This window comes from Methyloversatilis sp. XJ19-13 (genome assembly GCF_024580155.1).
GTDB lineage: Bacteria > Pseudomonadota > Gammaproteobacteria > Burkholderiales > Rhodocyclaceae > Methyloversatilis.
Genome location: NZ_JANINH010000003.1, coordinates 253,955 through 265,799, shown reverse-complemented (window position 1 = coordinate 265,799; position 11,845 = coordinate 253,955). Strand labels below are relative to the sequence as shown.

General features: G+C 65.6%; 11 protein-coding genes. 4 read left to right on the top strand and 7 right to left on the bottom strand.

The genetic code is table 11. From position 1 onward, the window contains the following. Window positions 1–2 precede the first annotated feature (2 nt). Both NMQ14_RS05860 and NMQ14_RS05855 read left to right on the top strand, forming a co-directional pair. The gene (locus NMQ14_RS05860; protein WP_257094313.1) at window positions 3–320 is read left to right on the top strand and encodes an acylphosphatase; all 318 of its coding nucleotides are present in this window, start codon (window positions 3–5) and stop codon (window positions 318–320) included. A gap of 121 nt (window positions 321–441) precedes the next feature. Continuing rightward, a complete protein-coding gene (locus NMQ14_RS05855) occupies window positions 442–888 on the top strand; it encodes a hypothetical protein (RefSeq protein ID WP_257094312.1) in 447 nt (148 codons plus the stop codon). Here the strand turns inward: NMQ14_RS05855 and NMQ14_RS05850 are convergent, their stop codons facing one another. The 4 genes from NMQ14_RS05850 to NMQ14_RS05835 all read right to left on the bottom strand — a co-directional run bounded on the left by NMQ14_RS05850 (window position 889) and on the right by NMQ14_RS05835 (window position 5,635). Further along, window positions 889–2,130: a Coenzyme F420 hydrogenase/dehydrogenase, beta subunit C-terminal domain gene (locus NMQ14_RS05850; RefSeq protein WP_257094311.1), complete on the bottom strand. Its 1,242-nt coding sequence runs from the start codon at window positions 2,128–2,130 to the stop codon at window positions 889–891. It abuts the gene before it with no gap. Window positions 2,131–2,353: 223 nt separating this feature from the next. Next, window positions 2,354–3,319 (bottom strand): AAA family ATPase, encoded by a 966-nt coding sequence (locus NMQ14_RS05845; RefSeq protein WP_069038590.1) that lies wholly within the window; start codon window positions 3,317–3,319, stop codon window positions 2,354–2,356. Window positions 3,320–3,436: 117 nt separating this feature from the next. Next, the gene (locus tag NMQ14_RS05840; protein ID WP_257094310.1) at window positions 3,437–5,293 is read right to left on the bottom strand and encodes a serine/threonine-protein kinase; all 1,857 of its coding nucleotides are present in this window, start codon (window positions 5,291–5,293) and stop codon (window positions 3,437–3,439) included. 147 nt (window positions 5,294–5,440) lie between these two features. After that, entirely contained in the window at window positions 5,441–5,635 is a 195-nt protein-coding gene (locus NMQ14_RS05835) for a hypothetical protein (protein WP_257081837.1), read from the bottom strand. Between the two features lie 332 nt (window positions 5,636–5,967). On the opposite strand from NMQ14_RS05835, the gene NMQ14_RS05830 reads away from it, so the two are divergent. Then, complete coding sequence (locus NMQ14_RS05830; protein ID WP_257094309.1) at window positions 5,968–6,477, top strand: hypothetical protein; 510 nt, start codon at window positions 5,968–5,970, stop codon at window positions 6,475–6,477. Window positions 6,478–6,496: 19 nt separating this feature from the next. Here the strand turns inward: NMQ14_RS05830 and NMQ14_RS05825 are convergent, their stop codons facing one another. From NMQ14_RS05825 to NMQ14_RS05815, 3 genes are all read right to left on the bottom strand, one after another. After that, the gene (locus tag NMQ14_RS05825; RefSeq protein ID WP_257094307.1) at window positions 6,497–7,333 is read right to left on the bottom strand and encodes an alpha/beta hydrolase; all 837 of its coding nucleotides are present in this window, start codon (window positions 7,331–7,333) and stop codon (window positions 6,497–6,499) included. Window positions 7,334–7,421: 88 nt separating this feature from the next. After that, window positions 7,422–9,833, bottom strand: a complete 2,412-nt coding sequence (locus tag NMQ14_RS05820; protein WP_257094305.1) for a bifunctional diguanylate cyclase/phosphodiesterase — start codon at window positions 9,831–9,833, stop codon at window positions 7,422–7,424. A 10-nt stretch (window positions 9,834–9,843) separates the two neighbouring features. Beyond that, window positions 9,844–10,443, bottom strand: coding sequence for a methylamine utilization protein (locus NMQ14_RS05815; RefSeq protein ID WP_257094303.1), 600 nt, complete (start codon window positions 10,441–10,443; stop codon window positions 9,844–9,846). A 343-nt stretch (window positions 10,444–10,786) separates the two neighbouring features. Between NMQ14_RS05815 and NMQ14_RS05810 the strand changes: the two genes are divergently transcribed. After that, complete coding sequence (locus tag NMQ14_RS05810; protein ID WP_257094301.1) at window positions 10,787–11,677, top strand: DUF4394 domain-containing protein; 891 nt, start codon at window positions 10,787–10,789, stop codon at window positions 11,675–11,677. Window positions 11,678–11,845 lie beyond the last annotated feature (168 nt).

Here is an 11,845-nt window from a genome sequence, read left to right as displayed (position 1 = left end):
GCGTGAACGACAGCGAGATCGAGGCGCTGCACTTCGCCATCCGCGGGCGGGTGCAGGGCGTGGGTTTCCGCTACGCCATGATCAACGAGGCGCGCCGGCTCGGCGTCACCGGCTGGGTGCGCAACCGGCGCGACGGGTCGGTCGAGGCCTTCGCCTGCGGTGTGCCGGCGGCCCTTGATGCATTGGTTGCCTGGGCCGAACGCGGGCCGGCAGGAGCGCGTATCGATGAATGTCTGATTGCGCCGATTGCTGCCGACAGTGCACTGCACGACTTCTCGCAACGCCCGACCGTCGGCGATCCGCTGTCGAAAACCGACTGAAAGCCCGGTTATTTGGTGCACTGCCGCCATGGCGGTGCGTCAAGACATTCCCTCCACACAGGTCTAGTCTCTTCAACAGGCGCGCACATGGACGCAACCCACTTCTGTGGAGGAGACAATCATGCTGCCAATGGAGGAAGCGTGTTTTAGCGCCGTGTTGCGCGCCTGCCAGGATCACGCCGACGCATTGCTTGCGCGCGGCGACCCGCCCCGCCCCACCGCCTTGATGGTGCACATCGAACACGGCCACATCCGCAACGCGGCGCTCGCCCACATGGATTTGCTGGACGAGTTCGCCGTGACCCGCTTCGTGCAGGAAACGGTCGCTCAACCCGACATCGATGTGATCGGCCTGAGTTGCCTGATGCGGCTGGCCGAATTCGACGACGATGAACCCGATCAGCCGCCGGTCACGCGCGACGTCGTGCTGATCTATCTGGTGTCGAAGGAGCGCGAAACGTGGGTTGCCAATGACATCGATCTGGAAACCGGCTGCCTGACGCGGGGTGAGCTCGACCTGACGCGCGGCAGCCACACCTTCCTGGTCGATCCGATGAAGTTGCACTGATCAGCCGGCATCATCCTCGCGCGACGCACGGGTGTCCTGGCCGGCCGGCAATTCGGTCGGCACCGGCTTGAGCGCATACGGTTCCACCAGCTTCCAGATGTGCGCCGGCACCATGCTCTTGAGCCGCTGAGGCATTTCGCGCCGCAGATGGATGACGGTTTCGACCGCCTTCATTTCAACCCGGGCACGCGCGAATTCCAGTCCCCTGGGCCCGACACGCGGCATCAGCCAGCCGACGACCGGGCGCAGCCAGTGCGGCATGCGGCGCAGCGGCAGACCGCCAGCGGCGCGTTCCACATTGGCGAGAAAACCCTTCACCGGCCCCTGCCGCTTGCCGGCACTGCCCGGTGCGCACGTCACCACCTCGTCGCCCAGCAGCGCAAGCAGTTCTTCGCCGCGCTCGTTGCGCACCAGCAACCACTGCTCGCCCTCACCACCCATGTAACCGACCGTGATGTCGGCCAGCACATTCGTGTAATCGACGCAGGTGCGACAGGTCAGTGGAAAGAAATCGTTCGGCAGCTGCGACAGCGGCAGCATCAGGAAAGGAATGGCGCGCCGGGTGCCATCGCGATAGCGCAGTTCGACGTGATAGTCGGCGCGGAACTCCAGATAGGTGATGTCGTCGGCCGCAACATCGGTTTCGCGCGCCAGCAGTTCGAGGAATTCGTGGAAGCGCTCGGTCGTGGTGTTGTCCGAGCACGGCGTGCCGATCACGTAAAGCTTTTCGAAGCCCAGTTCGGCTTCGAGTGCGCGCAGCGCATAGACCTGGCATGGAATGCCGATCACCGCGAGCCGCCGGTAACCTTGCGCACGCGCCGGTTCGAGCAGCGCGAGCAGCGGCGCATAACCCATGCGCATGCCGCGGCACTGCGCCATGCCTTCGGCCCGGGTGACCAGCACCGGCACCGGGCGCCAGCGATCGTCCGGGTCGGGCGCCATGGTCAGCACAGCGTCGACGGCGCCGGTTTCAAGCAGCCGTTCGGCGATGCGGGTGGTGATGCCGGTCCATTGCGCCTCGGCTCTGGCCGGCTTGAGTGCAGCACGCAGCATGCGGCGATGCGGCCCGAAATGCAGCTCATCCGGTCGCTGCGGGTCGCGTGCGCGGCCGTGCACGCGGGTTTCCAGATCAGGATAGTCCGGCTTGATGAACTGGCAGGCGCGGCCACAGCGCTTGTCGTCGCTGCTGCGCGAAATGCCGCAATCGGTACACAGATCGCGGCTGACGGCCGGGCCGACCATCGGCCGCCACACGCCTCGAGATGAAGGCGACTCAGCCAGCGGGACAGCGATCGGATGGACGGCGTTCGGCTCTGGCGGACTCGGGTGGTTCATGCGCCGAGAGCGTACCAGAGCCCGCGCGCCCGGGGCCTGTTGTCATTGAATCGCGGTCCGTGGTGCGCGCTGCAAACCAGAAGGGCGCACCGGGATTCGAGCGCGGCCCGCCGTCCACTGTCAACAAGCCCTAGAAGCCGATCTTCTTCTGTCGTGTCGCGCGGCCTGCGTCCAGATCGGCTGGCAGCAGGTGGTCGCGCCGTTCCAGCTTGGCGTTGCCGAAGGCGGCCATCAGCACCTTGCGCATGTCGCGCGGCGGCACACGGGCCAGACCGTCGATGACGTCCTCCGGCGCATCCTCGTCGAAGCCCCATTGATGGGCGGCGACGATCTCGCCGTACAGCGTGCGCGCAATCGCACAGGCCTGATCGTGATCCGGGCGCGGCACGGTGTAGACGTTCATGCGGCTCAGGATGGGCTCGGGAATCGAGCGCTCGTCATTCGCCGTGGACACCCACATGATGTGGCTGGCATCCATGTCGACCTCGATGAATTCGTCCTTGAACTGGCGCGCGGTATCCTGCTCCAGCAGGCCGTACAGCGCACCCATCGGATCGTAGCGCGGGTCGCCGCCGGCCTTGTCGACCTCGTCGAGCACCAGCAGCGGATTGGCGTAGTCGCCGGACACCAGCGCCTGCGCGACCTTGCCCGGCCGCGCGTGCGACCACTGCGACGAGGTGCCGCTCAGTATCCAGCCGGCGGTCAGCGACGACATCGACACGAACTCGAAGCCGGTACCCAACACATTCGCGAGTTGCTTCGCGAAATGCGTCTTGCCGATGCCCGGTTCGCCGAGCAGCAGGATGGGCGTGAAATGCATCGGCTCGTTACCGGCGACCGCGAGTGCGAGATAGCGTTTGAGGTCGTCCAGCACAGGTGCGAAATTCGGACAGCGGGCGTACAGCGGATCGAGGCCGTCGAACGACGAAGGTTTGACGACGTAGCGCACGCCACCCAGCTGCTTCATCTTTTCGTAGTACGCCACCAGCGACTCATTGCGCGATGTGGCACCCGATTCCATCGCCCGGTCCACCGCGCCAACGCTGTAGATTTCGCGGCATTCGGCCAATGGAATCTGAAACTCAGCCCCTTGCATGATTCGTCTCCCGATGTTGCTGCACCCACCTGAAGGTCTAACGTCGCGCACTCCGGGAAGTTGAGTCGGGTCCGCAGGCGCACGGTTGATGCGTCATCCGATGCATCAACCGTGCCACTACTGCGGTGTCGGAACGATCAGCCGGGCAAGCGCGGCGAAGCGACTCGGCTGACCGAGTATCAGTTTCGCCAGTTCGTCCAGCCACTCGGTCCCGTTGTCTTCAGGGGGCGGCTGGTAATCGACGATGCCGAAACGTTCGACATTCTGCAAGGTCAGGCGCAGCGTCAGCCGGGTGTAATCGGCGTTCAATTCGACCCGGCCGCGCACTTCGGGCGCGATATCGAACACCTGTGCGCGCAGGCGGTTCTGTTCGTCACGCGAGGCCTGTTCCTCAAAGCGCAGGCCGTGTTCGCGCAACGCCACGCGCAGCGCGCCGGCCGCCTGCGGCTCACGCTCACAGCGCATCAGGGCCTGGCCGCGCAGCAGCCAGGCCAGCGACACCCGGGCCAGTTGATCCGGCGCCTCCGGGCCGCGATTGCGGGTATTGACGTCGGACGCCTGCCAGGCCAGGCCGCGCAACACGCCCAGACCGAGCAGCGGATAGTCGCGCGCGATCTGCGGTTTGATCACGTTGAGTTGTCCGGCGAACTGCGTCAGATAGTCGCGCACCAGCACAAGGCGGGTGGCGAGCGCCTGTTCCGCTTCGGTGCGCACCGCCCGCTCGCCGCGCTGCATCTGCGCATTGTGCGCACGGATACGCTGTGCCTCGCCGGCAAGATCGGCCAGCAGCGACGACACCGCAGAAGCCGGCGCACCCGCCCCTGCGCCATTCGACGCCGCGGGTCGCGCGGCACTCGCAGCGGCCTCCGGCTCATCGTGCAGCGTCGGGAAAGCCGGCTCCGGTGCCGACGCCTCGCGCAGTGGCTTGAGGCGGCTCTGCGCGGTGCCGTTGGACGCCGCACCGATCGATGGCGGCGCGGTGCCTCGGGCCGAAAAGGCATCGATGTCGGCTGCCAGTGCCGCCAGCACGTCGTCGACCGGCAGCGCAGGTTTCTGCGACTGACCGCGACGCAGGCTTTCCGGACCGTCCGCCACCTCGGGAACTTCGATCGCACGCGGCGGCGGTTCGGTCACTTTCAGCACCGTGGCAGCCACCGGTTCGAGCCGGATCCAGCGCAGCGCATCGGCCAGCTCGGCGGCCGTCTGGAAACGGTCGACCGGCGATTTCGCAAGCGCCTTCATCACCAGCAGATCGAGTTCGGGCGGCACGTCCGGGTCGATCGCACTGGGCGTGGGCGTGGGCACGTGGGCGATGTTCTCCAGCACGCTCGACAGGGTGCCGGTGAGTGGCGAGCCGAAAGGTGGCCGGCCGGCCAGCATTTCAAACAGCAGCGCGCCGAGCGAAAACACGTCGGAGCGCGCATCCGGGGCAAGTCCCTGAACCTGCTCGGGCGAAAGATACTGCGGCATCGCCGGCAAGGCATCCGGAGCCGGGGCGGGCAGTGCAAAGTCGGTCACCGACACATGGCCGGCGCTGTCGACCAGCAGGTTGGACGCCTTGAGGCCGCCATGCGTGACACCGCTGGCATGGGCGTGTGCCAGCGCGTCGGCGGTCTGCAGGCCGATGCTGCACACCCATTCAAAGGACAGGCGCGGCAGCGCATCGAGCAGTTGCCGCAGCGAACGCGCATCCACGCGGTCCATGACGACCCAGGGGGTGCCGTCATCGGCACTGACCCCCTGTTCGATGATGCGCACGACGCAGGGATGATGCAGTTGCGACGCATGCAGCAGCCGGTCGCCGAGCGCGCGGATGTAAGCCGGCACGTCATCGGCGAGGTCGGTACGGAAGATTTTCAGCGCGACCAGACGGCCGCTGCCCGCTTCGGTCGCCTCGAATACGGCGCCACGCTCGCCACGGCCGATTTCGCGTCCCAGTGCGTAACGCCCCACCTTGCGCGGCGCGTCAGTCATTTGCAACGCCTCGTGCGTACGGAGGTGGAGGGTGAAGCCGACGGCGGAGAACGTTAAAAAAGGTATCGCAAAGCATGTCTGCGATATTACCGAAGCTGCTGCCGCTGCACACCCTTGCGCAGCAGCCCGGGCGGGCTTTACGACAATTTATTCCTGCGAACGATAGATATCGCGCAGGAACGCGTCGGGATCGGACACGGCAGTATGGGAGCGCGCGACCGATGGGCGGCGGCTGGCAAGCGCGGCCTCGGGCTGCGGCAGCCAGCCGGAGTCGAGCACTTCGTCGCCATAGTCCTGATGGCGGCCAAGCGACTTTCCGGTCATGAAATCAAACAGGTCCATGTCTCTCTTCCTGAACACACCTTCCACTGCCATCGGCCCATGCCCCGGCGACTTGAGGGTTCCGATCGCCGTTGGCACACATGTTTGCGGCTTCAGTCCGCCGTCTCGTTGAACTACGCTGAAGAGGTCTGACCTCCTCCCCACCGGTGCATCTCGCTGCCATGTTCCGTTTCTGCATCCTGCTCGCTTCGCTGTGCGCACTTTTCTGTACGCAACCTGCCGCCTCCGCGGATTCGGCCAGCAGTGCAAACCAGCGTCTCATCGACGCGGCACTCGCGCGCTGGTCGGGCGGTCCGCAGGCGGGCTGGCTGTCGCGCATCCTGCCGCCGACCATGACCGCTGCTGCCTTGCCCGAACCCGATTCACCCGCCGCGACCCTGATGGCGCGCTACTGCGTTCAGTGCCACCACCTGCCGAGCCCCGCGATGCACCACCCCGACAAGTGGCCGAAAATCGTCGACCGGATGGTGGTGCGCATGCGGGGCAGCGGGAACCGCGGCGCGCTGATGAAGGACATGATGGGCGGCGCAGCCGCGCCGGACGAGGAAGAAGTACACATGCTCATCGGCTACCTGAGACGTAATGCACAGAAGCCGATTGATGTGGCGCGCTATCCGGACCTGGACACGAGCGGGCGCAGCTTCCGCGACGCCTGCGACCAGTGTCACGTACTGCCGGAACCGTCGAGCCGACCCGCCCGGGAGTGGCGTCGAGTGGTGCAGCGCATGGAGGACAACATGTCCTGGATGAACCGGATCGTGGGCTCAGCGCCGCAGCGAGGGGAACCTCAGCTGCGGCGGCAGGACATACTGGGTTATCTGGAAAGCAAGGCCGGGCGCTGACGCGGCGCCCGGCAGGCGCTCAGACGACGCCTGCCCCCTGCGACTGGCCGCGTGCGCTGCGGCAGGCCATCGGCAGCCAGTCGAGCACGCACTGGGCCACCTTGCGCCAGTCCGCTTCCAGCATCATGCCGTGGCCCATGCCGGGGAAGACGCGCGCCTCGACATCAAGTGCGCGGGCGGTCATTTCGGTCAACGAGGGCGGAATGATGGGATCGCACTCAGCGCCAAGCACCAGCAGCGGCGCACGGCGCATGCGTGACGGCTGCGGCAGGTCGAACAGTGTCATGTCCCAGATCACACGCGCCGATTCCGGCTGCACGCGACGCGCCATCTGCTGCAGGCGCTCCATCGACACCGGCTGGGCAAACAGGGCTTCGCGCAGCGCCTCGGGCGACGTGCCGCCGCCGGTCAGCAGGGTGTTCAATTCCGACATCAGGTCGGGCTTGCGCAGCGCCAGACCGACCGCCGATGCCCACAGGCCCTGCGGCGGCACCGACGCCATCAGCACGGCACCGGACACCTGTCTCACTTCCATACACTTCTGTACCACCATGCCGCCCATCGAATGACCGATCAGGATGGGGGGTACTTCAGAGCCGTCGATGAGTTCGAGCACGTCTCGCACGTAATCGTCGAGGCTCAGCAGATCGAGAAATTCGCGCCCCGGACTGCCTCCGTGGCCGGACAGCGACAACGCGGTAGCTTCGAAGCCGGCGTCGGCGAAGTAGGGCAGGAAATGTTCGTCCCAGCACCAGGCCGCCGTGTAGGCGCCATGGACGAACAGCAGGGGTGTTGCGTGGGTCGCCGCAGCCGGTCTTCGCGTGATGACTTCCAGCGGACCTTGGCGCTTGATCATGTTTCAGTGCTCCGATGGTTTCGAGACACTTTAACTGCAAGCAGGTATCGGGCCCGGACACGCATGATCGAAAGCATCACACTGAAGATCACAAAGCGTCCGCATGTTTCTGCTCCGCATGAGCCTCGTCGTTGTCTGCCGAAATACCCGGATCGGCAACGGAAACGAGCGCCCAATGCGAGTCGCGGAACCATTTTTCAAGCGCTTCCACCGGAATCGGCTTGCTGATGAGGTAGCCCTGGGCCAGATCGCAGCCGAGTTCGCGCAGCCGTTCCAGCACGGCGTCGGTCTCGACGCCTTCGGCCGTCACCTTCAAACCCATGTTGTGCGCCAGTTCGATTGTCGAACGTACGATGATTTCGTCGTTCGGATTTTCGACCAGGTTCATCACGAAGCTGCGGTCGATCTTCATTTCGCTGACCGGCATCTGCTTGAGGTAGGACAGCGAGGAATAGCCGGTACCGTAATCGTCGATCGACAGCATGCAGCCGGTGTCGCGCAGCGCCTGCAGATTGGCCAGTGCGCGCAGCGGATCGTCCAGCACGGCGCTCTCGGTGATTTCCAGCGTGATCAGGCGCGATTCGCAGCCGTGGCGCTGCAGCATCCCGATGAAACTGGACGGCAGGTCGGGGTTGAGCAGGTCGCGCGCCGAAATGTTCAGCGACACATTCACTTCGATACCGGCACGCAGCCACAGGCCGCACTGGCGGATGGCCGCATTCATGACCCACAGCGTGATCGCCTTGATGTAGCCGGTCTGTTCGGCGAACGGGATGAAATCGAACGGCGGAATGAAGCCGCGTGTCGGATGGATCCAGCGTACCAGCGCTTCGACGTGATGCTGGCGGCCCGGCACCAGCGCCACCTTCGGCTGGTAATACAGCACCAGTTCATCGTGCTCGACAGCCGCCCGGAGTTCGGTCAGCAGCGACAGCCGTTCGACGTTGCGTTCATGGTGGCGCGGGTCATAGATGGCCGCGCCGCTGTTCTGGCGTTTCGCCTGATACATGGCTACGTCGGCATGGCGCAGCAGCGCCTGCACGTCGTCGCCGTGTTCCGGACACGACGAAATGCCCATGCTGGCGCTGACATCGACCATCTGCCCTTCAAGGCTCATCGGCTGGTCAAGGGCTTCGGCAATGCGCATCGCCACGCCGTAGGCCTTCTGCGCATCGGCGCCCGGCAGCAGCACGGCGAATTCGTCGCCGCCGAGGCGCGCCACCTGATCGCGCACATCGCGCAGCGTGTCGCGCAGCCGCTTGCCCACTTCGACCAGCAGCAGGTCGCCCAGGCCGTGGCCGAGCGCGTCATTCACCATCTTGAAACGATCCATGTCGAGCGTCAGCACGGCCAGTGCGCCGTCGCGCCTCTTCGCATCCCGCACACCATCGGTCAGCCGCTCGACGAAGTAGGCGCGGTTCGGCAGGCCGGTCAGCGTATCGCGGTAGGCCAGTTCGGAAATGCGCGCCTCGCGCGTCGATATGGCTTCGGTCATGTGCGAGAAGGCGTCGGCCAGCTGGCCGATCTCGTCACGCCGGTCCATCACCGGCGGCACGCCATACTCGCCCTTGCCGACGCGGCGCGCGAACTGCGCCAGCCGGGCAACCGGCGACGCGATTGATCTCCCGAGCAGTGCGCTGGCCAACAGCGCAACCAGCATGCCCGCGAGCGACAGCTGCAGCCAGTTGTCGTACAGACGCTGCCACGGTTCAAGCGCGCGATCGAGCGACAGCTGCAGCACGACCGTGATGTGCTGCTGCGTACCCGCCTCGATGATCTTGGGCCGGCTTGCATAGTCCTTGCCCTGCAGCGGCAGCATTTCGGGCAGCGCCCCGCGGTGTCTGCGGAAGGCCGCCAGCAGCCCCGGCTGCAGCGTATCGCCGAGCGAACTGGCCGCCAGCCTCCATTCTTCGCCATCGATCCGGCTGAGGAAGCTCAGGTCGAGGCCGGACACCCGCTTGAGATCCTGCACGAAGGGCTGGTCGACAATGAATGCAGTCACGACATAGGCCACCGGCAGCGGCGCGAGTACCGGCACCACCACAACCTGGTACAGCATGCCGTCGATGATGACCAGACCGCTGCCCGATCCGCCGTTGCGTGCGCTTTCGATCAGGCCGTGCAGCTGCGGCGCGACACCCAGCGCCGCGTCCGGGTACACCGCGGTGACGCTTTCGTCGAGGTCGAGCAGCATCATCAGGCTGGCTTCGATGCGCTCGCCATGGTTGTCAAGTGCCGACACGATGGTGTCGCTGTCACGACTGGTCAGCGCCTCGCGAAAGCCGTAATCGGCGGCCAACACGCGGGCGGCCTGGGTCAGCTGGCTGGCGCGCTGTTCGAGCAGGCGGGACAGGACCCGATCAGCCGTCTGCAGTTCGGCACGCACATCGTTGAGCGCGCTGGCGCGACCCAACTGACCGAACATCAGCAGGCCGCCGGCCTGCACCAGCAGCAGGAGCAGTGCGCAGCAGGCGGCGATACGCCACTTGAGGCTGTTCATTCTCATTGCGTCAGGGCTTCAGGTCGATCGTCACCGACTCAGTCATGTCGGCACTTACCCTGATCGGACGGGACGGCAGGTCAGACATGCCGAGGCGACGCGGATGCCAGGTCTGGAGCATGTAGTCACCGGACGGCAGGTCGGTGATCTTCGCGCTACCGTCGTCCCCCGTCACTGCAAACCACGGGGTGTCGACCACCATGATGTAAGCGACCATCTTGTCGTGAATATTGCAGCCGAGCACGACAACACCCGGCTTGTCGAACACCACCGGCCTGGCCGGTGTGCCGGCATACAGCTTCAGTTCGAATACCTTGGACGCCGAAAAGGAATACACATGGTGGCGCACCGTATCGTTGTTCGGAAAGTCAACTGCGGCGCCGGTCTGTACCACGCTGACCAGGGGCACGAAGGTCTTCCTGACCTGTTGGATGCTGGCCGGGCGAGGGGGCGGCAGCGCAGCCTTGCCCACCGGCATCAGGGTCAGCACGACGCTGTCGAGCACGCGCCCCGATGGCTCGATGGTCTGGAAGGTGACGGTGGCCGCCTGCGCGGAACCCGTCAGCAGCACTGCGGCAAGCCCTGACGCGCGCGCCATCCGTGCTGCCATGCAAGCCTGCTTCCGCACCCTACGAACGCGCACGATCCCACCACTCACGAACTGTCGATGTTCCCGCTAACGGCCGCAGGACGTCACTCTTTAGGGATGCACCCGCACATCGGGTATCCGTGTGGGTGACGCCGGACCGTCTGAAACAGACAAACCGGACGCCAGCGCGCGTCGCGATTGCGACACCTTTCTTGAATTTTCTGACGGGCAATTGATGAGTGCGCTAAAGGCTGCAGCGATTCGACCGTAACCCTCCACGGACCCTGTCGACGCGCCATCAAACGTGAGCAACCGGCAGGCGCGGGGCTGTCAGGTCCCTTTCCTTATAATCAAGGACATCTCCATGCAGACTGCCGCCCGCCTTCCCCTGCTGACGCTTGCGTCGACCGCCTGCCTGCTCGCCGCCTGCGCCGGCACACCCGACATCGAAGGCCCGCCGCGCAAGGAAACCGTATTTGCGGTGACCCAGTCGCACCGTCTGATCAGCTTCAACGCCGGCCAGCCGGGAAAACTGCTGTCCGATGTCGCCCTGACCGGGCTGGACAGCGGCGAACAGCTGCTGGGCATCGACTACCGGGTCGCACGGGGTGCCATGTTCGCGCTCGGCAGCACCGGCCGCATCTTCACGGTCGATGTCGCCCAGGGTCAGCTCAAGCCGGTTGGCAGCGCGAAATTCGCCGCACCGCTGACTGGTCAGCGCTTCGGGTTCGACTTCAATCCGGCCGCCGACCGCATCCGCATCGTGTCGGACATTCGGCAGAACCTGCGTGCCCATCCCGATACCGGCGCGCTGGTCGACGCCTCACCCGACACCGCCGGCCTGCAGCCTGACGGCACGCTGACCTACGCCGAAGGCGACATCAACGCCGCCGTGGCGCCGAACATCGTCGCCGCCGGCTACACGTACAACCAGGACGACGAAAAGCTCACGACCAACTTCGCGCTCGACGCCGCCACCGGTGCACTGGTGCGCCAGGGTTCGGTGGAAGGCGTGAAGCCGGTGGTGTCACCGAACACCGGCAAGCTGTTCACCGTCGGCGCGCTCGGCATCGCGGGGCTGGCCGACGCCCACTTCGACATCGCCGACGTCAGCAACGACGCCTACGCCGCGGTCAGCACGGCGCAGGACGCCACGCCTCAGTTCTACCTGATCGACCTGAAAACCGGCGCGGCCACGCGTCTGGGCAAGGTCGGCAAGGGCGAGCCGCTGCGCGGCATCGCCATCGAACCCTGACGGTTGCCTCGCAGACACGGCCGTCACGCGAATCCGCGCCGACATGGCGCGCGACGAAAGAGTGCTGGGGCGTCTTCATGGGCCAGTTCGCGACGCCCCGACTGAACGCGAAGTGCCCGGCCTGCCCGCCGCTGGCCGCAGTAACTGGAAGATCGACCGCGAACCGCG

Coding starts and splice junctions, on each gene's coding strand:
- NMQ14_RS05855 (WP_257094312.1), top strand. CDS start 442: ATGCTGCCAATGGAGGAAGCGTGTTTTAGCGCCGTGTTGCGCGCCTGC.
- NMQ14_RS05850 (WP_257094311.1), bottom strand. CDS start 2,130: ATGGTCGGCCCGGCCGTCAGCCGCGATCTGTGTACCGATTGCGGCATT.
- NMQ14_RS05845 (WP_069038590.1), bottom strand. CDS start 3,319: ATGCAAGGGGCTGAGTTTCAGATTCCATTGGCCGAATGCCGCGAAATC.
- NMQ14_RS05840 (WP_257094310.1), bottom strand. CDS start 5,293: ATGACTGACGCGCCGCGCAAGGTGGGGCGTTACGCACTGGGACGCGAA.
- NMQ14_RS05835 (WP_257081837.1), bottom strand. CDS start 5,635: ATGGACCTGTTTGATTTCATGACCGGAAAGTCGCTTGGCCGCCATCAG.
- NMQ14_RS05830 (WP_257094309.1), top strand. CDS start 5,968: ATGACCGCTGCTGCCTTGCCCGAACCCGATTCACCCGCCGCGACCCTG.
- NMQ14_RS05825 (WP_257094307.1), bottom strand. CDS start 7,333: ATGATCAAGCGCCAAGGTCCGCTGGAAGTCATCACGCGAAGACCGGCT.
- NMQ14_RS05820 (WP_257094305.1), bottom strand. CDS start 9,833: ATGAACAGCCTCAAGTGGCGTATCGCCGCCTGCTGCGCACTGCTCCTG.
- NMQ14_RS05815 (WP_257094303.1), bottom strand. CDS start 10,443: ATGGCAGCACGGATGGCGCGCGCGTCAGGGCTTGCCGCAGTGCTGCTG.
- NMQ14_RS05810 (WP_257094301.1), top strand. CDS start 10,787: ATGCAGACTGCCGCCCGCCTTCCCCTGCTGACGCTTGCGTCGACCGCC.